Genomic DNA, 23570 nt, shown 5'->3' on the forward strand with positions numbered 1-23570 from the left:
TATTGATTTATAGCAGGAAATACTTCATAATCATAAAAACATAAAGCATTTGCTTCGGATAATAAGCATACGAAGAAAGTCTAGACGCATCAACTCATACATAATGAACGTATTTAAGAGAATGATGTGATGAGCAGAGGTGCTTTCGTATTATATATGGGAAAAAACTCAGATATGCACGCAGTACAGTCAGGTAAACCTTAATTTATCTGACTATTTATACTTTATCGTGTTAGACAAAGATAGAGGACAACTATACAAAGAGGGGGCAAAGCGTGATGGGAATCTATATTCTCAAACGAATACTTTCATTGTTACCAGTGTTATTTGTCGTTTCCGTTGTTATTTTTGGGATTGTACATTTAACCCCTGGGGACCCAGCTTCCTACATGCTAGGGGAAGAAGCGTCACCAGAGCAAGTCAATGAATTACGTGAAGAATTAGGCTTAAACGATCCAATACCGGTTCAATACTTGAACTGGCTTGGGGGAGTTGTACAAGGGGATTTTGGTGATTCCTATTTTATGAATCAATCGGTACTTGATGCGATATTTTCTCACATAGGACCGACGTTATCCCTTGCCATTGTTGCAGAAATTATTGCACTGTCGATCTCTATTCCTATTGGTATTGTTGCAGCAATTAAAAGGGGAACCGCAACGGACCAATCCGTTATGGTCGTATCATTAATGGGTATGGCGATTCCGAGCTTTCTACTTGCGCTGTTTCTTGCTTTAATTTTCGGAGTGCAACTCGGGTGGTTACCAGTAGCAGGATATCAACCGTTATCGAATGGTCTATGGAATCATTTGCAGTATTTAATTCTACCTGCCATTTCATTAGGTGCGATCCAGGCAGCGTTAATTGCTCGGATGACGCGTGCATCGATGTTAGAAGTACTTAATACAGACTACATTAAGATGGCTCGTTCTAAAGGGATGAAAGAGCGGACAGTTATTTATAGTCATGCACTTAAAAATGCTTTTCTACCGATTCTTACGGTTATTGGAGCAACTTTTGGAGCACTCGTAACTGGGGCAGTTGTTACGGAAACAATTTTCAATATTCCGGGAATTGGGCAGCTTATTATCAACTCAATTGAGCGACGTGATTATACGATTATTCAAGGCATCGTCTTATTCGTGACACTTATTTATGTAACGATTAACTTAATCATTGATTTACTCTATGGATTCATTGATCCGAGAGTACGACTTGATAGTAAATAAGGAAAGGGGTGGGGTCACATGTCAACGACGAGTTTATCGAACATTCGAAAAGAATTAAAGAAAGAACAGCGCTCATTGTTATTCAAGCGTTTTCTGTCAAATAAACTGTTATTAACAGGTAGTTTCATCATGTTATTTGTCGTCGGTGTAGCGCTCATTGGTCCGTTCTTTTTAAGCTATACACCGTATCAAATGGTCGTCGAAAACCGGTTAAGTCCACCAAGTGCAGAACACTTACTTGGTACAGATAACTTTGGACGGGATTTATTCTCTCGAGTCGTCTACGGTGCACAAATTTCATTAGGTGTAGGTCTTGCTGTAGCAGTCATTACTTCTGTTGTCGGATTAGTCATCGGTTTACTCGCAAGTTACTACAAGACGCTCGATCATATTCTTATGAGAATATGCGATGGATTAATGGCAATCCCTGGAATTCTCTTTGCAATTGCGCTAATGGCAGCACTTGGACCACAGACGCAAAACGTAATTATCGCTTTGAGTATTGTCTTTACCCCTCATATTGCTAGGGTTGTACGATCGAAAGCGTTATCGATTCGAGAGGAGACGTATGTGGAGGCAATGAGGGCACAAGGTGCGAGTCCTCTTAGAATTATATTCTTACATATTGCGCCGAATACGATCTCACCTCTAGTTGTTCAAGCGACGTTTATTTTTGCGGATAGTATTATCACAGAAGCTGCATTAAGTTTCCTCGGTGCTGGGGTGCCGACACCTGACCCGAGTTGGGGGAACATATTATACGATGGAAAACTCGTTATTTTTAATGCGTGGTGGATGACTGTATTCCCTGGGATTATGATTATCCTTGCCGTAATCGGCTTGAACTTTGTGGGTGACGGGCTTCGCGATATGATTGATCCACATACAAAGCCGAGATCGAAGAAGAAACGTGTTAACCTCTTTCGTTTTAATTCTCAAAAAGCACGTGGATAAAGATAGGGGGAAATCTGATGACGACTGAGTTGCTTAATGTAGAGCAGTTAAGAACACATTTTTTTACTGAAAAAGGTACGGTTACGGCAGTTGATGATGTGAGTTTTACGATTCACGAAGGCGAGATTGTCGGTTTAGTAGGAGAGTCAGGTTGTGGAAAGAGTGTGACGTCCCAATCGATTATGCGTCTATATGATGAATATATGGTTGAGTATGAAGGGAAAATCGAATTCAACGGTGACAATCTCCTCAACTACCCGATTAAAAAGATGCAAAAAATTCGTGGCGACGCAATCTCGATGATTTTCCAAGACCCACTTAGTTCATTAAATCCTGTATTTACAATCGGGAAGCAGATTGCCGAACCGTTAATGCTTCACCATAAAAAGTCAAAAAAAGAAGCGTACGAACGTGCTGTTGAATTACTTGCATTAACAGGAATTCCCTCACCAGAAAAACGGGTCCATGAATACCCTCATCAACTTTCAGGTGGGATGCGCCAACGAGCGATGATCGCGGTTACGCTTGCGTGTGAGCCAAAGTTATTAATCGCAGATGAGCCAACAACTGCACTCGATGTAACCATTCAAGCGCAGATCTTAAATCTAATGCGGGATTTGAACAAAAAGCTACAGATGGGCATTATTTTTATTACTCACGACTTGGGCGTTGTTGCTGAGCTTTGTGATCGTGTCATGGTTATGTATCTCGGTCAAATTGTTGAAGAGGCCGATGTAAAGACGCTTTTCGAAAAGCCACTACATCCATATACACGGGGATTGATTAAATCGATTCCGCAAATGACTGGAGAACGTAAGTTAGAATTAAGTGTGATTAAAGGCAATGTCCCAAGCCTTACAAATAAGCCTAAAGGATGCCGTTTCTCTACGAGATGTGAATTCGCAGATGAGAAGTGTCTAGAGGAAATGCCACCACTTAAGACGCATAGCGATACGAAAAAAGTGCGTTGTTGGCATTATGAAGAAATCATTGCTAGGGAAGAAGGAGGTCACGTCCATGCAAGCTCAACATGAGGAGACTGCCTTGATTCAAGTACGAAACATGAAGAAGTATTATCAGGCAAAAAAAGGCTTGAACAAACTTAAAAGCGGCAACACTTATGTCAAAGCAGTGGATGGTGTTTCCTTTGACTTAAGAAAAGGGGAAACCTATGCACTTGTAGGAGAATCAGGGTGTGGCAAAAGTACAACGGGTCGCACGTTATTGCGCCTGCACGATGCTACAGAAGGTGAAGCCATCTATAACGGAAAAGATCTTTTCAAGCTTTCAAATAAAGAGATGAACAAGGTTCGGAAAGATATGCAAATGGTGTTTCAAGATCCCTATTCTTCATTGAACCCAAGAAAACGGATTGGCAACATTTTAGAAGAACCATTAAACATTCATAACATCGGTAATAAGAGTGAGCGTACAGACATTGTTATGGAGGTGATGAGCAAGGTTGGTTTGCAAGTCGATCATTACTATCGATTTCCACATGAGTTTTCAGGTGGGCAGCGCCAACGGATCGGTCTTGCAAGAGCGTTAGTTGTCGATCCGAAAGTGATTATTTGTGATGAGCCAGTATCTGCTTTGGACGTATCCATCCAATCTCAAGTCATCAACCTTTTGCAAAGTTTACAACGAGATCTGGGATTGACGTATTTGTTTATCTCTCATGATATTAGCGTCGTAAGGCATATCTCTGACCGGATCGGGGTTATGTATTTGGGGAATCTCGTTGAAGAAGGGTATACAGATGATGTGATCGAGAATCCGAAGCACCCGTATACGAAGGCTCTACTTAGTTCAGTGCCGTTACCTGACCCGAACATACAACGTGAACGCGTTATTTTACAAGGAGACATTCCATCACCGTTAAACCCTCCTTCTGGGTGTGTGTTCCATACGCGTTGTCCGTTTGCAATGGACGTATGCAAAACAACGGTTCCACAATCATTAAATCTAGCAGGTAATCATACGGTCAGATGTCACTTGCATGATGAAGGAATCACAACGGAAGAGAAGAAAGTAGTAAATGCATAGACACGTACAAGGCGATTGGTTTTTTTCAAAATCAATCGTTTTGTATAGATTTAAAGAGAGGTGAGCGTTTTGAACATTGCAGTCGGTGGCATTCAACACGAAACGAATACGTTCTCAAATGTAAGTTCTGATGAGAATTTTTTTAAATTATATGAATGGTTATATGGAGAAGAGATTTTTGAGCATTACGATGGAGTGCGAGATTACATTGGTGGCATGATTGATCAAGCGAATCACGAAGGATATACCGTCATTCCAACGTTTTCTGCTCGAGCAAATCCTTCAGGAGTTATTCCTTTAGAGACATTCAAAACGATGAAGCGAGAGTTAATCAATCGTATTCTTGAAATCAAAGAGTTGGACGCAGTTTGTCTAGCACTTCACGGTGCAGGTGTTGTTGAAGGGATTGATGATCTTGAAGGAGAGTTATTAGAAGAGCTAAGACGTGCACTTAACCCGAACGTTCCAATTGTTGTCACCCTCGATTTACATACGAATTTAACAGAAAGAATGGTCGAGCATGCGAGTGCTTTACTCGGTGTAAAAGAATATCCACATGTGGATAGTTATGAACGAGGATTGGATGCTGTTAAGTTCATCAAAGAAATAGTTGTTAACAAGGTTATCCCAGTTATGCACATGACGAAGCTTCCGATGATGATTCCGACTACACATACAATAAGTGGTCCAGCTTTTGAGATGAAGCTCAAAACACTCGAGGAAGAAAAGCTTGGAGATGTACTTGATTGTACGTTCTACCATTCGTTCCCACATACAGATGTTGCACATATTGGTTGTGCCATCTTAACGACAACGAACAATCAACGTGAATTAGCAGAAGTGATCTCAAAGCGAGTAGCTCAAGATCTTTGGGATGCCAAATCCGACTTTATCGTCGAATTGCCATCATCTGCTGAAGGGATCGACATGGCTTTAAACGTAGAAGGAAAGCCTGTCGTGATCAATGAAACGAGTGACAATCCAGGTGCAGGAACTCCTGGAGACGGAACGAATCTATTAAAAGAATTACTGAGACAAGACCTACCTGACACCGTTTTTGCATGCATATACGACCCTGATGTGGCAGCGCTCGCTCATGAAAAGGGCATTGGCGCAGCACTTGACGTAGAACTTGGTGGAAAAACGGATCACCTTCACGGTGAACCGCTACGAGTCACAGCAAAGGTAGTGGCACTTACAGATGGGGTGTTCGTACACACGAACCCGATGATGGCCGGCAAAAAATCGAATTACGGCAAGACGGCTAGGCTAGTCATCGGTCAGGTTGAAGTCATAGTGATTTCTGTACGCACACAAACCTTTGATCCAGAAATTATCTCGTTAACAGGAATTAATCCATTAGATTATAAAATAATTGCCTTAAAATCAAGCCAGCATTTCCGTGCGGGTTTCCAAGATATAGCGAAAAAAATCATCACTGTCGATTCTCCAGGACTTAGCAGTTACTCACTTGATCACTTTGAATATGTGAATGTGAACCGACCGATCTATCCGCTCGATCGTCATTTCGAGAAGTAACTGGTATTTAGTCAATAAGACTGCGTCAAATGTGTTTACGTGCCTTTTGGTGCACTTCTTATAGAAGTAGAGATTACACTGGCACTTCCGCTGAATGACAACAAATTTAAGCGCTTTCTTTTTAATTGAGAAATGAGAAATGGGGGATTCGGTGAGTTCATTGGTTGATCTTACGACAGTGGAACTAGTCGCGATGATTAAGGGAAAAGAAGTCTCATCCTATGAAGTGGTGAGTGCGTTTATTAAGCAAATTGAAACGTACAACCCGAGCATTAATGCCATCGTATCGTTTCAACCTGAGTATGCATTATCAGAAGCTAGAAAAGCAGATGAGCGTTTTGCAAAAGGAAACGTTGATGGTCCGCTTCATGGCATTCCGATGGCGTTTAAAGATACGCATGATGCGAAAGGATTTAAGACGACGAAAGGATGCACGGTGCTACAAGACAACGTCGCGAAAGAAGATGAACTACTCGTGTCTCGCTTAAGGCGAGCGGGGGCAATCGGAATAGGAAAAACAAATGTACCTGAATTTGCGGCAGGATCTCATACATTTAATCCGGTATTTGGGCTGACGAGAAACCCATACAACTTAGAAAAGAGTGCTGGTGGTAGCAGTGGCGGAGCAGCTGCAGCTCTTGCTGCTCGAATGATTCCGCTTGCGGACGGTTCAGATATGGGAGGATCCTGCCGGAATCCTGCAGCGTTCAATAACGTCGTAGGGTTGCGTCCATCACCTGGAAGAGTTCCTACGTATCCGAAAGCGAACGGTTTTGGGACCCTATCGGTACAAGGACCGTTAGCAAAAACGGTATCTGACGTTGCCTATATGATGTCGGTAATCGCTGGGTACGACAAGCGTGTACCGATTGCTTTACGTGAAGAGGGGACTGTGTTTTTACAACGTCTTGAACTTGATGTTAAAAAAGTGAAGATTGCATATAGCGAAGACTTAGGTGGTCTACTTGCACTAGATGAGCCCGTTAGAAAAGCATTTAAAAACCAATTAGCGGTTTGGGAAAGCCTCGGTTGTGAACTTGTGGACGTAGCACCGGATTTAGCGGAGGCGGCAGACGTCTTTGAAACGTTGCGTGCGTTTGAAATGGAAGCTGCCGGTGGGGCTTTTGTTGAACAGCACCGAGCAGAATTAAAAACGACGTATGTCAAAAATGTTGAAAAGGGCATGAATCTTACAGGTCCAGAAGTCGGTCGTGCATTACGTAAGCAAACAGAGCTCGTCCATGAAATGGCTCGTTTTTTTAGCAACTATGATTTCCTTATGTTGCCAACGACGCAAGTAGAGCCGTTTGATGCCAACGTTGAATATCCGACGATGATTGCAGGTGAAGCGATGAAGTCGTATACGAGCTGGATGCAATCATGTTCGCTCATCTCGGTCTTAAATACGCCAGCGATTTCAATACCAGGAGGATTTACAGAGAATGGATTGCCGTTTGGATTGCAACTCGTTGCACCGATTGGGCAAGACTTTGAGCTGTTGCAATTGGCGCATGTGTATGAAAGTGTCACAAAGCATTATCAAAAGCAACCGAAAATGAATGTCGAGGAGAGTAAGCCGTTATGAAGAAACGAATGATGCCGCTGATTGGCTCAATGGTAGGAGTCATGTTGTTGGCAAGTTGCGGAGGTAGCTCTGACGAAGAGGCAGCGATTGAAGAAGGAAATGGAGAAGAGAGTTCGAATCATGGAGGTACAATCAACTACGGATACAGTACTCAACCTGAAGTGTTGGACCCTCATTTCACGACAGCGGCTGCAACGAGAGATATTAGTCGTTCCATTTACGAATCGCTTGTTACGTTAAATAGTAACTACGAAGTAGCCCCAATGCTTGCGGAAGATTATGAAGTAAGTGAAGATGGTAAAACGATCACATTTACGCTTCGCGAAGGTGTCCTATTTCATAATGGTGAAGAAATGACATCAGAAGATGTTGTGGCCTCGATGCAACGTTGGCAAGAAGTTTCTAACGTTTTACCTGAAGCACAATACGAGGCAGATGGCGATTATACCGTAAATGTGTTGCTAGATGAAATGAACAACACGGCCTTACACCTGTTAGCAGATATCAGCCAAATGGCGGCAATCATGCCAGCAGAGATTGCTTCAAATGCACCTGCGACTGGAGTCGATGAATACATCGGTACAGGTCCGTACGAGTTTGGTGTGTGGCACCAAGACCAACATGTACAATTAACACGATTTGAAGATTATGTTGGCGTGGATGCACCAGCTGACGGGCTGAGTGGTGAAAAGAATGCGTATGCTGATGAAATTCTAGTTCATTTCGTACCAGATTCACAGACGAGGTTATCTGGAATGCAGACAGGTGAGTACGATGCGATTAATGGTGTTCCTTTTGATAATTACGAAATGTTAGAAGCGGATGATTCCATTGAGTTGATGACAACACCGAGCGGAATGGAAGTGCTCGTATTTAACAAAGAACAAGGATTATTTTCAGATCCGTTAGCAAGACAGGCAATGAACATTGCTCTTGATAAGCAACCGATTTTGCAAGCGGCATTTAACTATGAGGATTTCTACAGCTTAGAGCCTGGCTTAATGATTCCGGATCAAACGGATTGGTACACACGAGCTGGAGAAGAGAATTACGATGTGAATGATCCAGACCGAGCCTTATCAATGCTTGAAGAAGCAGGGTATGACGGGGAAGAAATTCGAATTCTTACGAGTCGGGATTATGATTTTCATTATAATGTAGCGGTTGTTGCCCACCAACAACTCGAAGAAATGGGAATTAACGCAACGCTAAACGTAGTTGATTGGGCTACGTTACTCAGTCTGCGAGATGATCCAAATGAATATGAGATGTTTGTAACATCATTTTTCGTCTATGCTGTTCCTCATCAATACCCATTCTTCAACCCGAGCTGGGCAGGTTGGACAGATCATCCAGGATATGAAGAATACTTCGATGAAATTGATCAAGCTGAAACGCAAGAAGAGGCACTCGCGTTGTTTGAGGAGTTACAAGAATTGTTCTATGAAGATGTTCCTGTCGTGAACATTGGTCATTATGACAATGTTGAAGCAGTAAGTGATCGTCTGATAGATTATGAATTACTAATGGGTCCGATCTTTTGGAACGTTCAGGTTGAAGAATAAATTAAACGTTTATTTAAATGAAAATAGGAGGAGGGAGCGATTTAAGTTCCCTCCTCCTATTTTCATTTTGGAAGATTTAAAAGGGATGAAAGGAAGGTTTATTGACAAACTATAACTAATAGCGTACCTTCTTGTACTTCTCGTTCTAATTGTGTGATTTCATTCGCGTTAAATCCGCATGACATAAGTTTGGATTGATAACTTTGTTGTATTCCCTCGTAAGAGACATTCTCTTCTGGCAATCCATAGTCAGCAGCTGATAGTGTATGACGATCTTTTGGATTAGGGTTAATGACATTAATACAACTAGGAGAGAACTTTGTTCGCATTTTCTTTACTGCTTCAAGTGCATCTTTTTCTTCTTTAAATTCTTTATACATTGGCTTACTCAAATTCATCACGTCCTTTATTAATTATTAATTATGGAGCAGTCGCTTTACCTGAAGGTGAGCGGATCTTATTGTTCTTCGATGATCGTGTCTATATAAGAATAATGAGTGTGATTTTAGAGGACAATTTTCTAAAGGGCGGATCATAACGAATACCGACCTTTTATATTTTTAGCTTCTTACTTCAAGGATTCCCTTTTTGAAAAATCTAAAACACGCATTAAAAAGGTATTTTGCAAAATGGCACATGTTTTTGTCAATTGAACATAGAGTTCTACATTTGCATCGTAGGTCTGTACCATGTAGTATGGTACGTCCGTCATTAAAATAAACGATTTAAATCAATGATATAAATACAAACAAAACAGAGAGAAAAGGAGAGTATATGTTTAGTCTAATCGACTGGTTCAGACTATTTATGGCAGCACTTTTTATTTTGCCGATTGTTACGATCATTCGTGAGTCGGGTTATTATCTTGTGGCAACCCTTCTAAGAGGTGAGAATAAGAAGCTGATTGTTGGTAGTGGACCTATATTGTTTACGATACCTACTGTCGAGGTTCGACGGTATTTTTTTATGTATAGTTGGATGGAATACGATGAACTCAAGCCTAAAAACCGTTTTTGGCACGGGTTAATCTATGCTGCGCCGATTATGATGACTGGTGGTATTGCTTTTACAGCAAACGCTTTAGTGTTAAACGGTGTATTAGAAGATAATATCTTCTGGACAACATTCATTTTTTATTGTTTTTATTACGTGTTGTTTGATGTGATTCCTGTCTATTTGCCCGATGGACAACCAACGAATGGTAGAGCAATCTTTGACCTCATTTGGCACGGAGAGCGATCAGATTTTAAACGGAAAAGAGAAGATAATAAGAAAAGCGACAATCAGCGTAGTTATACAGAAGCACAGGAAGAAACGATGCAGAACAGAGATCAAGATGACAAAGAAAGAGGTGATCACACGAATCCTTCTAGTGACACTTCAGACGAGGGGGAAGATACTAACTTCACGGAAACACAGAAGAAAACAAAAGAGAACAGAGATCGGGATGAAGCAGTGCGAGACGATCATACAGAACCTTAAAGACACGACGAATTGTGTCTAGAAAACGTGTGCATACAGTCGCGCACGTTTTTTCTATTTAGACGATGTCAATTTTTCTTTATACGTTCTTTCTCAAGAATAATGTATAATAAAACTAACACCTGTCGACAGCCGACAGTATTCGAATACAGGAGGAACAAATGATGAAGAAATGGAACATTGCAAGCATTCCAGGTGATGGCATTGGGAAAGAGGTAGTCCCTGCTGCAGAACAAGTGTTGCATACGATTGCGGATATTCATGGTGGGTTTCAATTTGAATTTACGTCCTTTCCTTGGAGTTCTGAATATTACTTAGAACACGGTGTGATGATGCCAGAAGACGGGATTCAAACATTAGCTTCATTTGATTCGATCTTTCTTGGTGCTGTCGGAAATGAACAGCTCGTTCCCGATCATGTTTCACTTTGGGGATTATTAATCAAAATTCGCCGAGAATTCGAGCAAGTCATTAATATGCGTCCTGCAAAAGTATTGCCAGGCATTGCCTCGCCATTGGCAAACCCAAATCAATTTGACTTTGTCGTCGTTCGGGAAAATAGTGAAGGAGAATACAGTTCTAGCGGTGGCCGAATTGGCAATGGTGAAGAAGAAATTGCGATTCAAAACGCTGTATTTACACGTAAAGGGACAGAACGTGCAATGCGCTTTGCATTTGAACAAGCGAAGAAACGCAGTGGTCATGTGACAAGCGCTACGAAATCAAATGGCATTATTCATAGCATGCCGTTCTGGGATGAAGTTTTCAACGATGTAAGCCAAGATTACCCTGAGATGACGACTGAATCACAACACATTGATGCCCTTGCGGCCTTTCTCGTTACGAAGCCTGAGACGTTAGATGTTGTGGTTGCCTCCAACCTGTTTGGGGATATTCTAACGGATATCGGTGCAGGGATTATGGGAAGTATAGGTGTCGCTCCGGCAGCAAACCTAAATGTAAATGGGAAGTACCCATCTATGTTCGAACCTGTACACGGTTCCGCCCCAGACATTATTGGCAAAGGGATTGCGAATCCGATCGGTCAGATTTGGACTGCAAAAATGATGCTCGATCATTTAGGGGAAGAAGAATCAGCGACAAAAGTACTTGAAGCGATTGAACAGGTCACACGTCAACAAATGGTGACCCCTGATTTAGGTGGAAATTGTACAACTGAAGAAGTGACTAATGCCATTATTCAAGAGTTAAAGAGGTGACGAATGTGGGGGAGGTTTCAGTTGCTGGCGTAGCGATTCATTATGAGGATGATGGAGCGGTTGATAAGCCGGTCTGCCTTTTGCTACATGGATTTCCTCAAAGTTCGTTAACGTGGCGGTATGTTAGTCCTCATCTAGCTGAGCGTTATCGTGTCATTAAGGTTGACTTAAGAGGATATGGTAAGTCAGGGAAGCCAATCGGAGAAGCGTTGTATCAGAATGATGTGATGGCACATGACGTCGCGTCTGTTCTAGACAGACTAGGCATTCGTAACGCACTAATCGTTGGTCATGACCGAGGAGCTAGGATTGCGAGAAAGCTTGCTTACTTACGCCCAGAACTTGTAAGAAAGCTCGTATTCATCGATATTATGCCTATGGAATACGTCTATCAATTGCCAGCAAAAGAAGCTGCTAGAAAGTATTGGCACTGGGTATTTCAAATCGTTCCAGACCTTCCTGAGACGTTAATTGAGGGAAAAGAAGAAGAGTACTTAACATTTCTATTGAGTCGTGGTGATGGCTTATACGAACGCCTAAAGGAAGATGGGTCTTTTGATGAGTACTTACGAGCGTTTAAGGAACCAGGAGCGGTTCAAGCAGCGCTCAGTGATTACCGAGCAACCTATCGTACCGATCTTCCAGAATATGAACAAGGGGTTGGCAAGTTGTCGAAGGAGACGTTAGTGCTCTGGGGAGAACGTGGCAACTTGGCTGGGTTACCAGTCGTGGATGAATGGAAAAAGACGATTGATTACGTTCGAGGGTATGAGATTAAAGGGTGCGGCCACTATGTACCAGAAGAGAAGCCAAGGGAAATTGCGGAGAATATTCTAGCGTTTGATCAATCAGCTCTCTAAAGCAATTCACCTCAATCATGCTTTTGAAATCGGGCATCGATTGAGGTGAGAATTATCGTTGATCAACGTAAAGATTCCACGGTGAAGGTAGATCAAAAGGGTGTTGATTAGGAAGCTTTGCCATTTGATCGTTTGTTATGTCCACCCAAACGTGAACGTCTTCTTCGAATTGTGACTGTGAATCGTTATGTGCGTGAGTGATCGTTGCCCATAAACCGGATTGATTGAATAGATCTTGAAATGGATAGACAACATGCAAGTAGTGATATTTTTTTTGGTCGTATTTCGTTATAAAAAAGCGATCGCATTGATTATTTTCAAAGAAACGCCACGTAGCTACTTCATCATCGTGGAACAATTCAGTTTTCGCTTCGAACGGATAATAACATTCATATGGGAATACTCGTCCCGGTTGGACATACTGTTCTGAAAGTAACGTTTTCTTCTTTGAAAGACTCGTGATCTCCGTCCATTGAGCGTGTTCATCAGCCAATTGATTTGGCGATGTTGTTGTCGCTGATTGTAAAGAGATCCGTGGTGTTAAGCCAATTTTACGGAGTACTTTTTGGGCGGGTATGTTTGATTGTTGGGTATTGGCACCAACCCATTGAATCTCTGAATGTTCCCAAGCCCGCTCTAACACATTGTTTAAGATCTCTGTTGCTAAGTTTTGTCCACGATAGCGACGGTCGGTGCGCAATCTTCCAAGCATGGCATAGACCGAATGGTAAATCGTAAATCCGGCTGTACTGACGAGTTGATTCTCAATGAATAGTCCATACATTTTGTTTGGCCCTGTAACGAGGTACGGAAAAATGGCTGCAATGTAATCGTCCTCAATGCCAGTATCCATTTGTTCATAGTACGTTTGATCTTCTGGATGTAATTGGCGAATCAATGGTTAACCCTCCCTTTCATCATGTCTAGTATGACGATAGTTCGTGCTTCTGCCAAGAAAAAAGAGTTCTCCCATAGTAGGGAGAACCCATTATTTATTGAAGTGAGGCAGGGAAGCTTGTTAAATCAATTCCCCAAACGAGTGGTACAGCATAGTAGACACCGAAGATAATGATTATGGTGGCAACAATGTTCACAAAGAATCCTGTTTTTACCATCTCAATTATTTTCAGCTTTCCTGTTCCAAACATAATGGCATTTGGTGGTGTACCAACAGGGAGCATAAATGCCATGTTCGCAGCCATTGCACAAGGAATCATGAGTGCGAATGGGTGAACGTCGAGAGCAATGGCCAGTGCAGCAACTACAGGTAAAATCATAGTAGCCGTAGCAGTATTCGATGTGATCTCGGTTAAAATCATGATGAAGATTGTAGCAGCAGCGATAATGATGAGTAAATTAAATCCATCTAGAACCGTAAGCTGTTGGCCGAGCCAATCTGATAATCCTGATGCAGTAAAGCCTTGTGCAATCGCAAGACCACCACCGAAGAGTAGCAATACACCCCAAGGAATGTCTCGAGAGTCTGCCCAAACTAAGATGCGCCCGCCTTTTGCTCGGCTCGCCGGGATGGAGAACAGTAATACAGCGGCTAAAACGGCAATTAGACCATCGCTTAATCCTTGAATTCCATAGATGATACCGTCTTCGTAATCCCAAAAGAAAGATCGTGTTACCCACATGAACGCGGCGAATAAGAAAACAAATCCGACCATCCATTCCTCGTAGGATGTCTTTCCAAGGCTTTTTCGTTCATCATGGATAACGGCTTTACCACCAGGTAGTGATTTGATTTCAGTTTTGAAGGCGACTCTACCAAGGTAGAACCACGTGAAGAGAAGCATAATCACTACGATTGGAATACCGAACATCATCCAAGTAGCAAATGAAATCTCTATTCCAAAAATTTCGCGCATTTGTCCAGCAAGTATAATATTTGGAGGTGTACCAATAAGTGTACCTACGCCACCAATCGTACCTGCATAACCGATACCGAAAATAAGGGACTTTTCGAATTTTGGAAAGTCTTTTTCTTCAGGCTTGTCCTTTAATGCAGAAGCTACTTGAGCAGTAATTGCAAGTCCCATCGGAATCATCATCATAACTGCTGCGGTATTAGACACCCACATTGAGATAAATCCGGTAGCTACCATAAACCCTAGCAAAATTCTTTGTGTGCTCGTTCCAATTAAAGAAATAATTAATAAGGCCATTCGTTTGTGCAAGTTCCACTTTTCCATAGCAGTAGCAATAAAGAAACCACCAAGGAATAAGAAGATTACATCGTCACCGTATGAAGAGGCAACAGCACTTCCTTCTAGAGCGCCAGTAGTCGGCAATAAGATCAAAGGCAGTAATGAAGTTGCTGGAATCGGTAAGGCTTCAGTTACCCACCAAGTCGCAATCCATAATGTCACCGCAAGTACAGCCCTTGCTTCTGAAGCTAGACCTTCTGGATTGAAGAAAGCCATTGTGAGAATAAACAGTGTTGGACCGAGTAATAGTCCGATCATTTGGGCTTTTGAATACGCTTGTTTTGGTTGATTAGGAGATGATGGTGGTTCGGAACTACTCTTCGTAGCTGCTTCTTCTTTGGTCTTACGTTGCTCAGCAGCTTTGTCTATGTCTTTTTTATAAGAGAAAATATTAAGGAGATCTTTCGTGCGATTGTGCTGTCTCCATAAACTGTTCCATGTCGTTATAAAGGTTGCTTTCATAGAATATCCCCCCACGATGTACATTGAAAACGCTTACTTATATTTTGCATATTTAGACATGTTTCGACTAGCTTTTTTAATTAAATGAAACCATTTTGTTTTATTTCTTCTCCTTTGCTTGTAAGTTGATATTGTTGTAAAGGTCGACCGGAAGCCTTGTAAATCACTTCCTTAGAAAGCAAACCAGTTTCGCTAAAGAAACGTAAGTATTTTCGCAATGAAACATGAGAGATCTGGGTTTGATCCGAGAGTTGGGCGGTAGTTAACCAACTTGTACAGTCATTAAAAGCATGGAGAACTCGTATTGCTGTTTCTTTGGTAATCCCTTTTGGAAGGTCTCTAGGTAAGTGTCCTTCGAGTCTTTGGTCATGAAAAAGTTGATCAATTTCCGTTTGTTGATTTAACGGCTTTGCAAGTTTCTGAAAGGATTGGTAACGCTCTAGTGCTTCTTTGAAACGTTCAAAAGTAAAAGGTTTCACGAGGAAGTCAATAGCTCCATACCTTTTTCCGAGCGTGATGGATTCCATATCATTTGCCGAAGTAATCAAGATGACGTCGAGGTCAATGTTCTCGTTACGTATGAACTGTAATAATTGAAGTCCGTTCTCATGATCCAAGTAAATATCTAACAATAATAAATCCAGTTTTTTGTTTAAAATCATTTCTTTTCCTGAAGACAATGTGTTTGCAGAACCTTTCCAAACATAGCCATCTACTTTATCAGTGTAAAGCTCATGGAATTTTATAATTAGCGGTTCATCATCGATGGCTCCAATAGAATACATCGTTAATCCTCCTTTTTCTTATATGGAATTTTTATGTTTAACGTCGTACCTTTACCTACTAAACTATCAAATTCATACGTGCCGTTGGCTATAGCAATGGCGTTTAGCATGATCGTTAGTCCGAACCCTCGGTCAAGACCTTTTGTAGAAAAGCCTTGTTGCTTAAAGGTTGATAATTGCTCATTTGTAAACCCATTACCATTATCGCTAATTTCAAGCACGAGGCTTGTGTTTTCAGTTGAGAACCGTAGTGTGATTTCTCGATTGGTTTGTTGGTTTATTGCGTCATAGGCGTTGTTTAACGCATTTCCAATGACGGTAATCCAAGTGTCCAATTGACTTGAATAGTGTAGTTCAGGCCAAGCTCCTTCGCCAGTAACGGTAATGTGAACACCCGATTGGTGAAGTCGTTCCAATTGGTTAGAAAGGTAGCTTGCTAAAGTTACGTCTTTCACATATTTCCCAACTTCATTCACACCAGCTTGATAGGATGTTGAAAGTGTCTCGATATACTCTTCAAGTTCACCATAAGATTCTGTATACACCATTGCGCCAATGATGTGGAGTTTGTTCATGAATTCGTGTGTTTGCATACGTAATTGTTGAGCATAATTTTCAACACCTGCAAGCCTTTCTAATAAATGATTGAGTTCGCTTTTATCTCGAAACGTAACCAATGTACCTACTGTTGATTCATTCACAATGACAGGGATTCGATTTGTAATCATTTCGGTTGATTGATAACGGTGCAGCTCGTCTTTTGCCATTTGTTGATGTTCTAATTGTTGTTGAATTGGTAGGTCAGGCCATGCATCATAAATTGACAATCCAATTAGATTTGAATGAAAGGTCGCTTTTGCAGAAGCATTTGCTACGATAATCATTCCGCTTTGGTCTGTTGCGATGACCCCTTCTTGCACGCTTGAAAGCATGGCTTCTCGTTCTTTGAGGCGATGGGCAATATCTTCTGGTTCCATGCCATAGAGCGTTTGTTTAATACGTTTAGCAAGAAAAAAAGATCCAATTGTTCCGATCATTAAGCTAATGCCAATACTGATAAAGAGCGAGCTTAAGTGGTCAGATACATAAGCATCCACGCGATCGGTCGAAATACCGACAGAAACGGCTCCGATTTGTTCGTCTATATGATTGTAAATTGGTGTAAATGCACGTAAAGAAGGTCCTAAAGTTCCCTCGAATTCAGAAGTATATGTATGTCCATTTTCTAACACATCCGAGATATCATCACCAACAAATAATTCCCCAATCTCTGATGGGTTAGGGTGTGTGAGGCGTGTAGCTGTCATGTCGACAACGACAATGTAAAGCAGGTCATTTTCAACACGTAATTTCTGAAGCATCGTACGGAGTGATTCATCAGCATAGTCAGCTTGCAACACTTCAACAACCATAGGACTTTCTGCAAGGTGACTAGCGCTTAACAACACTTGATCTTCTAAGGATTGTCTGGCTTGTTGAGCTTGTGAGAAGGCTACAAATATTCCGCCTAATAAAATGGTGCCAAATAGCATCGCCATCGCATAAATCATGACTCGAAATTGCAATGGTAATTTTCTTGTGCGGAACATGTGCCTCACCCCCTTCAAACATGTATTGCTCTATTATAGGGAATTTTAGCAACAGATGCCAATTCATGTTTTACTACGTAAATCGTCCACTTTACAACAAGTAAAGTGGACGAAGGAAGGTTCTATGCGTAATGAATAATGATGGATGCTTGTGCATGGAGCATACGATGTACTTTAAATGATAGTTCTCCTTCTTCATAAAGGGCGTCGATTGTGTCTTGAAAGGCTTCGGTATGGCTCACAATTTCACGTGTGAAACCGTGCAGTTGGAACAGACGAATGACGGAAAGATCACGGTAAAGTTCATCAGCCACGTCAGCGCTTTCGATTTCCTCGTTTGCTTCTAATTCACGTACTAAAGAACGCATGGATGTTGCATCAACAGTCAGTCCGAGTGAGGCACCGTCGCGGCGTTTATCAGCAACACCTTCATAAAGGCCTTCGCTCGTAACTCGGATGCTTTGGACGTTCCCGATTTCCATTTGTGTGTTAAACTCATGGCCCATTTCTTCTAAAGTACGAATTGCAGAAGTTGGAATCGTATCTTCGTACGTAATGTCTTTCGCGCCCATGCTATGAATTCTCGGTTCATCAACGGCTTCTTCAAGGGTCATTCCGTGATCAAGTACGTTTGTAATGACTTGGAATACAGCATTAATAATACGAGGACCACCTGGAGAACCAACACTCATGACAGGCTCGCCATTACCATCAAAAACGATCGTTGGCGTCATGCTTGAGAGAGGACGCTTGTTTGGTTGAACTTCATTCGCACCACCTGGTACAGCATCAAAGTCGGTCAATTCATTATTAAGCATAATTCCATAGTCTGGGACCATAATTCCAGTACCGAACAAGGATTCAATCGTACTCGTGTAACTTACCATGTTCCCGTCTGCGTCAGTGACCGTGAAGTGAGTGGTTTCGCCCATGCCGTCTTGATCTTCATACTGGCTGACAAGCGAGTCTTCCTTACGCTCATCAAAAGCCCAAGGATCTCCAGCTTCGACGTTTTCTGAAGAGCGATCAAGTGGAATGAGGTCGCGACGCTGCTCGATGTACTCAGGGTGCAACAACCCGTCGAATGGGACTTCCACAAACTCTGGATCACCCATGTACTCTGCACGGTCTGCATAAGCCAGGCGCATCGTTTCAGCTAAAATGTGGTAGCGCATCGGGTCTCTTGGATCGTATTTTCCAATATCAAAGCCATCTAGGATAGAAAGCATTTGTAGTAAGGTGAGACCGCCTGAACTCGGTGGAGGCATACTAGCAATGGAGTAGTCGTGGTATTCTCCCCAAACCGGTTGTTCAATCGTTGAATTGAAACGAGCGATATCATCTTTCGTCATCGTGCCACCATATGTTTGAACGGTTTCTGCGATGGCATCTCCAATTTCACCGTGATAAAACACATCAAGCCCATGCTCTTGAATGAGGTTAAGTGAATGAGCAAGATCATCCTGAATGATAAAATCTCCCTGTTCTAAAGGTTCGCCATCGGGTAAGTATACGTGTTTAGCTTTGCTGTTAAGCAACTTCGTTTGATTATCGGAAATGGCATCGGCAAGTTGACGATCAATGTGGAAGCCATCTGCAGCTAAATCAATTGCAGGTTGAATGAGTTCTTCTAATTCGAAGCTCCCCCATTCTCCAAGTGCGGCATTCACCCCATCTAACGTTCCAGGTACGCCGACCGCTGGACCGCTCGTTGAACGTTCTGCAAAAGGAATGACGTTCCCGTCTTCGTCAAGAAACATATCTGGTGTAGCGCCAAGTGGAGCACGCTCACGACTGTTAACAATCGTCGTTTCACCCGTGTTTGAGTCATAGACCATCATAAATCCACCACCACCGATTCCGGACATATGTGGTTCTACAACATTCAATGCAAACTGAACCGCTACCGCCGCATCAACGGCATTTGCCCCTTCACTCAGAAACTGTTGACCAATTTGAGTGGCGAGGTCGTGTGAACTTGAGACCATTCCGTGTTCTGCTAAGTCTACAGGAACTGATTGCTCTTCTGCAGATGCAGGATGCACGTTCATTAAGACGAGAGAACCGATCATTGCTGCGCTTGTAATCGATGAGACCGCCTTCTTTTTCAATAAAAACCCCTCCTTGAGATGATAGATAAATAGTATAACATTCATAAAAATCAAATAATTTATAAGTGTAGCTAGTTAAGAAGTATTAAAGGGATATGAGGACTTTTTAAATGCTTAAATATTAGTAAGTTGTTGCAAGAAGAGGAGAAAATGAGCGGGTATATGGTAGCATTATGTCGAATCTAGTTCTTAGTCACTTTTTATAGAATATGAAAAAGTGCATAGAGATTTGTGTGCATTACTACTATTAAAATTCAACAACTCCCACTTGAACGAACAAAAGCCATTGAGAGGGGAATTTCTCAATGGCTTGTTGAAGGTTCTTCTTCGAGTATTCTGCTTGTCACTTGTTTTTCAAGAGCAACAAGCCGTTCGTCAGTGACATCTCGAGGCCTTGGCAACGGATTCTCAAGGTCGAGCGTAATTTCACCGTCCTCAATTAACACGATGCGATCAGCAAGCTTAACTGCTTCTCGAACGTCGTGGGTAACGAGAAGAGATGTAAATTGATTGTCTCTCCAAATTTGTTCAATTAAATCTTGCATTTCCGTTCGTGTCAGTGCATCTAATGCGCTCAGTGGTTCGTCGAGCATGAGCAAGTCTGGCTCGCGAATAAGCGCCCTTGCTAAAGCGACTCGTTGTTTTTGACCTCCAGATAGTGTTCCAGGCCACTCTTTTTGAAACTCGGAAAGTCCAACTGCTTGAAGTACGGAAAGTGCCCGGTCTTTCCAATCGCCTTTAAGTCCAAGCCCTACGTTATCAATAACGGTTTTCCAAGGAAGTAGTCTAGAATCTTGATACATCATAGTGACACTCGCATCTGTTTTTTTAATCGTTTTATCATCGAATAAAAGCGTACCATTCGTCGGTTGTTCAAGACCGGCAACGAGGCGTAACAACGTACTTTTACCGCTACCACTCTTCCCGACAATCGCGATAAATTGACCTTTTTCTATGGTGAGATCGACGTCTTTTAATACCTCGTTGTCTCCAAATGACTTTTGGAGTTGTGAGACGTTAATTCTGACACCGTGTTCTTCTGTTGAGTTCGTCAAAACAGCTCCTCCTATTTTCGATAGTTTGGATGCCAACGAAGGGCATTCTTTTCACCGACCTGAGCAATCATATCTGCTAATTTACCAAACAACGCATAAATAATAATCGTGACGATAATAATGTCTGTTTGCATAAATTGACGTGCATTCATTGCAAGATAACCGAGTCCATCGCTCGTTGCAATCGTTTCTGCAACGATTAGTGTTAGCCACATCACACCTAATGCGTACCGTAATCCAACGAAGATGGAAGGAAGAGCACCTGGTAGATAGACGTGGCGGAATAGTTGCCATCCTCGTAAGCCGTACATACGGCCCATCTCAACGTAGCCTCGATCTACGCTACGTATGCCGTGTAACGTATTAATGTAGATCGGGAACATAACCCCGAGTGCAACGAGGAAGATCTTTGATGTCTCACCGATTCCTAACCACACGATTGCAAGAGGCAATAACGCGAGGTGGGGGATGTTTCGAACCATTTGGATGGAAGTATCAAATGTGAAAAACGACCACTTTGACCATCCATTTAGAATTCCGAGTAATAACCCGATACTTCCTCCGATGAGTAAACCAACAAAGGCACGATAGAGACTAATTTGAATGTGCTCAGCCAATGTTCCTGAAACGACTAAATCATAAAAGGATTCAAGTACAGCCGTTGGAGCTGGGAACAGGCTTGGTGATACAACTTCTAACATTGAAACAACTTGCCATACGATCAAAACGACAAACGGTAATAGCCAAGGTAGTATTTGTTTTTGGAATGTGTTTGACATTGTCGGCCACCTACTTCTTACTCAATGTTGTCAGATGCCCAAGCAGGTTCAAGTGGCATGATTGATGAAACGTCAATTTCCTCTGGAATGAGTTCGTATCGGTAATAATCATCAGCTTGTGCTTGTTGAGCAGCAATAATTTCTTCATTAATATTCTCAACACCGTAATCACGACGGTTTACAACTGTATCTAGAATTTCTTTATCAATGCCAATCAAGCCAGAGAGAAGCTCTGCAACATCATCGGGATTGTTATTTGCCCATTGGTCTGAGCGGTTTGTTTCTTCTAATACGAGTTGAACGAGTTCTGGTGATTGTTCAGCGAATTCAGGTGTTGCGTAATAGAACGTACGGTTCGGATAATCAGTAACCCCATCATCAAGTGTTGTTACATCAAGGGTGTGTTCAACACCTGCAAAGAAAGGATCCCAAGAGGCAAGCGCATCAACTTCTCCGGTTTCGAGTGCTGCACGACCTTGTGAAGCATCTCCCATGTAACGGAACTCGACATCATCAATAGCAACTCCTGCATTCTCGAGTGCGAGTAATGCGAGGTAATGATGATTTCCGCCTTCTAGTGCAGCGATGCTTTTCCCTTCAAGATCTGAGATTGATTCAATTCCAGAGTCTGCTTGCACCATAATCCCAACGCCTTCTTCATGGGGAAGGCTAGCACCGACGTAAACGATTTCTCGACCTTGCGCTTGAGCGAAAATCCCTGGTCCGTCAGCAGCGTTGCCGTAATCGATGTTATTCGTAGACAAGGCTTCCATGACGGCATTACCTTGGTCGAATTCAATCCATTCTACAGAAACATCTAGTTCCTCTTCTTCAATTCGATCTTCGAGATAACCGCTATCACGAAGTACATTTAATGTATTACCTGTTTGAAAGCCGATGCGAATGGTATCATTTCCACTCGCTTCAGAAGAATCGGTATCACTTCCGCAAGCAGCGAGTACGCCTCCACTTGCTAGTAAAAATGAACCGACAATCAGTGTTGACTTACGCATGGTTGTTTCCTCCTGAGATTGTATAGTGTGCTCCTTTTGTCGTGAAGGAGCTTACGTTGTTCACATTGTGTAAGCGAAGCTCAAACGGTCGCTCTCCTCGTTTTGTTAACGTGTCTTGAACGAGGCCGTTTCCTTTTGGCTCGGCGAAATGTAGCTTTGCCCCTGGCAAATTTAACGTATAGACGGTCGCGTTAAGTGTTTCGTCAAAAGCAGGTTCTTCTACGTCTAGCTCAAACCATGTTGACCAATTATCGGCTGTTTGCTTTGCGTCGTGAACAGCCATCGTAAAGCCTGTAATTGATGTGTTGCCAGCTTCATGGGGATGAATAACGCTGGCGTCTTTTAAACCAGCGATTCGTTCTTCATCTGTTTCATGCCAGTCGATGAAAAATGGCAAAGGTAAATCCGAAGATTCGTCACCGACAAATAATAATGACCATTCGAGAAGTGTACCGTCTGGTCGTTTTCGGCTAAGAGGAACAGGACCATTCACTTGAAGCCCTTTCTCGCGGAAGCGTTCAGCTAACTTATCTAAGTTCCTCGTTCGTATACATACCTTGTAGAACCCTTCCTCAAATTGATCGTCACCGATTGCATAAAATGGACTATCTTTCACATCTTGTGCACCGACACGCTTAAAAAGTTCGAAATCATCAATCGCTAAAAATTCGATGTATTCAATTCCGAAATGAAGAAGCGTATTGTATGAACCGCGATGTTCGTGACGGCCGCCTTCAACTGCATGAAAGCCTATATTTAACCACTCATCTTTGAGCTCATGAGCGTCATTAATGTAGTGGATCACATGGTCAAATGAAATGTTTAAGCTCATTAGTATCCTCCGATTTATTCCCGATTAAATTCATATGAAATATAGAGTTTATGTTTTTAGTCTATGTAAAATGCAGATTGATGTCAATCAATTTATAAAAATTAAAAAGAAAATAGGTATGTTAGAAAATAAAAAACCAGTTACAAAGAGTAACTGGTCAGGCTGTTGAGAAAGTCATTTCTCAACAGCTTTTTCTTATTTATAGACGCCGAATCATAACCACGCTTTGTTATAATAGAGAAAAGAACGGA

The 23570-nt window shown here is 42.1% G+C and carries 20 protein-coding genes; 10 read left to right on the plus strand and 10 right to left on the minus strand.

The genetic code is table 11. The annotated features are described in order from the left end of the window. Nucleotides 1-278 precede the first annotated feature (278 nt). The 7 genes from JOD17_RS18780 (at nt 279) to JOD17_RS18810 (ending at nt 8918) form a co-directional block, all read left to right on the plus strand. Entirely contained in the window at nt 279-1229 is a 951-nt protein-coding gene (locus JOD17_RS18780) for an ABC transporter permease (protein ID WP_042358782.1), read from the plus strand. A gap of 18 nt (nt 1230-1247) precedes the next feature. After that, nucleotides 1248-2183 carry an ABC transporter permease gene (locus JOD17_RS18785; protein WP_204699518.1) on the plus strand — a complete coding sequence of 312 codons (936 nt, stop codon included), beginning with the start codon at nt 1248-1250 and terminating at the stop codon, nt 2181-2183. A gap of 17 nt (nt 2184-2200) precedes the next feature. After that, a complete protein-coding gene (locus JOD17_RS18790; RefSeq protein WP_204699519.1) occupies nt 2201-3217 on the plus strand; it encodes an ABC transporter ATP-binding protein in 1017 nt (338 codons plus the stop codon). Further along, nucleotides 3201-4229 carry an ABC transporter ATP-binding protein gene (locus tag JOD17_RS18795; protein WP_204699520.1) on the plus strand — a complete coding sequence of 343 codons (1029 nt, stop codon included), beginning with the start codon at nt 3201-3203 and terminating at the stop codon, nt 4227-4229. The genes JOD17_RS18790 and JOD17_RS18795 overlap by 17 nt, the downstream gene beginning before the upstream one ends. Nucleotides 4230-4289: 60 nt before the next feature. Continuing rightward, nucleotides 4290-5768 (plus strand): M81 family metallopeptidase, encoded by a 1479-nt coding sequence (locus JOD17_RS18800; protein WP_420827951.1) that lies wholly within the window; start codon nt 4290-4292, stop codon nt 5766-5768. 151 nt (nt 5769-5919) lie between these two features. Next, nucleotides 5920-7353 (plus strand): amidase, encoded by a 1434-nt coding sequence (locus JOD17_RS18805; protein WP_338028829.1) that lies wholly within the window; start codon nt 5920-5922, stop codon nt 7351-7353. Beyond that, nucleotides 7350-8918 carry an ABC transporter substrate-binding protein gene (locus JOD17_RS18810; protein ID WP_204699523.1) on the plus strand — a complete coding sequence of 523 codons (1569 nt, stop codon included), beginning with the start codon at nt 7350-7352 and terminating at the stop codon, nt 8916-8918. Before JOD17_RS18805 ends, JOD17_RS18810 begins: the two co-directional genes overlap by 4 nt. 98 nt (nt 8919-9016) lie before the next feature. Here JOD17_RS18810 and JOD17_RS18815 read toward each other — a convergent pair whose 3' ends face one another. Next, nucleotides 9017-9310, minus strand: a complete 294-nt coding sequence (locus JOD17_RS18815) for a hypothetical protein (RefSeq protein ID WP_204699524.1) — start codon at nt 9308-9310, stop codon at nt 9017-9019. Nucleotides 9311-9692: 382 nt separating this feature from the next. Here JOD17_RS18815 and JOD17_RS18820 point away from each other — a divergent pair, with 382 nt between their 5' ends. The 3 genes from JOD17_RS18820 (at nt 9693) to JOD17_RS18830 (ending at nt 12480) form a co-directional block, all read left to right on the plus strand. Next, nucleotides 9693-10400 (plus strand): hypothetical protein, encoded by a 708-nt coding sequence (locus JOD17_RS18820; protein ID WP_204699525.1) that lies wholly within the window; start codon nt 9693-9695, stop codon nt 10398-10400. 164 nt (nt 10401-10564) lie between these two features. After that, entirely contained in the window at nt 10565-11620 is a 1056-nt protein-coding gene (locus JOD17_RS18825; protein ID WP_204699526.1) for a tartrate dehydrogenase, read from the plus strand. A 5-nt stretch (nt 11621-11625) separates the two neighbouring features. Beyond that, on the plus strand, nt 11626-12480 hold the full coding sequence (locus tag JOD17_RS18830; RefSeq protein WP_338028830.1) for an alpha/beta fold hydrolase: 855 nt from the start codon (nt 11626-11628) through the stop codon (nt 12478-12480). 52 nt (nt 12481-12532) lie between these two features. Here the strand turns inward: JOD17_RS18830 and JOD17_RS18835 are convergent, their stop codons facing one another. From JOD17_RS18835 to JOD17_RS18875, 9 genes are all read right to left on the minus strand, one after another. Beyond that, the gene (locus tag JOD17_RS18835; protein WP_204699528.1) at nt 12533-13378 is read right to left on the minus strand and encodes a GNAT family N-acetyltransferase; all 846 of its coding nucleotides are present in this window, start codon (nt 13376-13378) and stop codon (nt 12533-12535) included. A gap of 94 nt (nt 13379-13472) precedes the next feature. Continuing rightward, nucleotides 13473-15155, minus strand: a complete 1683-nt coding sequence (locus JOD17_RS18840; protein WP_204699529.1) for an SLC13 family permease — start codon at nt 15153-15155, stop codon at nt 13473-13475. Nucleotides 15156-15235: 80 nt separating this feature from the next. Next, nucleotides 15236-15940, minus strand: coding sequence for a response regulator (locus JOD17_RS18845; protein WP_204699530.1), 705 nt, complete (start codon nt 15938-15940; stop codon nt 15236-15238). 2 nt (nt 15941-15942) lie between these two features. Then, nucleotides 15943-17529, minus strand: a complete 1587-nt coding sequence (locus tag JOD17_RS18850; RefSeq protein WP_204699531.1) for an ATP-binding protein — start codon at nt 17527-17529, stop codon at nt 15943-15945. Between the two features lie 122 nt (nt 17530-17651). After that, nucleotides 17652-19685: a gamma-glutamyltransferase gene (ggt, locus tag JOD17_RS18855; RefSeq protein ID WP_420827952.1), complete on the minus strand. Its 2034-nt coding sequence runs from the start codon at nt 19683-19685 to the stop codon at nt 17652-17654. A 257-nt stretch (nt 19686-19942) separates the two neighbouring features. After that, entirely contained in the window at nt 19943-20695 is a 753-nt protein-coding gene (locus tag JOD17_RS18860) for an ATP-binding cassette domain-containing protein (RefSeq protein WP_204699532.1), read from the minus strand. Nucleotides 20696-20706: 11 nt separating this feature from the next. Continuing rightward, nucleotides 20707-21474, minus strand: a complete 768-nt coding sequence (locus JOD17_RS18865) for an ABC transporter permease subunit (RefSeq protein ID WP_204699533.1) — start codon at nt 21472-21474, stop codon at nt 20707-20709. A 17-nt stretch (nt 21475-21491) separates the two neighbouring features. Next, nucleotides 21492-22487: an aliphatic sulfonate ABC transporter substrate-binding protein gene (locus JOD17_RS18870; RefSeq protein ID WP_204699534.1), complete on the minus strand. Its 996-nt coding sequence runs from the start codon at nt 22485-22487 to the stop codon at nt 21492-21494. Continuing rightward, complete coding sequence (locus JOD17_RS18875) at nt 22480-23319, minus strand: VOC family protein (RefSeq protein ID WP_204699535.1); 840 nt, start codon at nt 23317-23319, stop codon at nt 22480-22482. The genes JOD17_RS18870 and JOD17_RS18875 overlap by 8 nt, the downstream gene beginning before the upstream one ends. Nucleotides 23320-23570 lie beyond the last annotated feature (251 nt).

It is taken from the genome of Geomicrobium sediminis (assembly GCF_016908595.1).
Classification (GTDB): domain Bacteria; phylum Bacillota; class Bacilli; order Bacillales; family Marinococcaceae; genus Geomicrobium_A; species Geomicrobium_A sediminis.

Bases quoted from the DNA above. Each gene is read 5' to 3' on its own strand.
- JOD17_RS18785 (WP_204699518.1), top strand. From the start codon at position 1,248: ATGTCAACGACGAGTTTATCGAACATTCGAAAAGAATTAAAGAAAGAA.
- JOD17_RS18840 (WP_204699529.1), bottom strand. From the start codon at position 15,155: ATGAAAGCAACCTTTATAACGACATGGAACAGTTTATGGAGACAGCAC.
- JOD17_RS18865 (WP_204699533.1), bottom strand. From the start codon at position 21,474: ATGTCAAACACATTCCAAAAACAAATACTACCTTGGCTATTACCGTTT.
- JOD17_RS18845 (WP_204699530.1), bottom strand. From the start codon at position 15,940: ATGTATTCTATTGGAGCCATCGATGATGAACCGCTAATTATAAAATTC.
- JOD17_RS18810 (WP_204699523.1), top strand. From the start codon at position 7,350: ATGAAGAAACGAATGATGCCGCTGATTGGCTCAATGGTAGGAGTCATG.
- JOD17_RS18850 (WP_204699531.1), bottom strand. From the start codon at position 17,529: ATGTTCCGCACAAGAAAATTACCATTGCAATTTCGAGTCATGATTTAT.
- JOD17_RS18795 (WP_204699520.1), top strand. From the start codon at position 3,201: ATGCAAGCTCAACATGAGGAGACTGCCTTGATTCAAGTACGAAACATG.
- JOD17_RS18790 (WP_204699519.1), top strand. From the start codon at position 2,201: ATGACGACTGAGTTGCTTAATGTAGAGCAGTTAAGAACACATTTTTTT.
- JOD17_RS18870 (WP_204699534.1), bottom strand. From the start codon at position 22,487: ATGCGTAAGTCAACACTGATTGTCGGTTCATTTTTACTAGCAAGTGGA.
- JOD17_RS18825 (WP_204699526.1), top strand. From the start codon at position 10,565: ATGAAGAAATGGAACATTGCAAGCATTCCAGGTGATGGCATTGGGAAA.
- JOD17_RS18820 (WP_204699525.1), top strand. From the start codon at position 9,693: ATGTTTAGTCTAATCGACTGGTTCAGACTATTTATGGCAGCACTTTTT.
- JOD17_RS18780 (WP_042358782.1), top strand. From the start codon at position 279: ATGGGAATCTATATTCTCAAACGAATACTTTCATTGTTACCAGTGTTA.
- JOD17_RS18875 (WP_204699535.1), bottom strand. From the start codon at position 23,319: ATGAGCTTAAACATTTCATTTGACCATGTGATCCACTACATTAATGAC.
- ggt (WP_420827952.1), bottom strand. From the start codon at position 19,685: ATGAATGTTATACTATTTATCTATCATCTCAAGGAGGGGTTTTTATTG.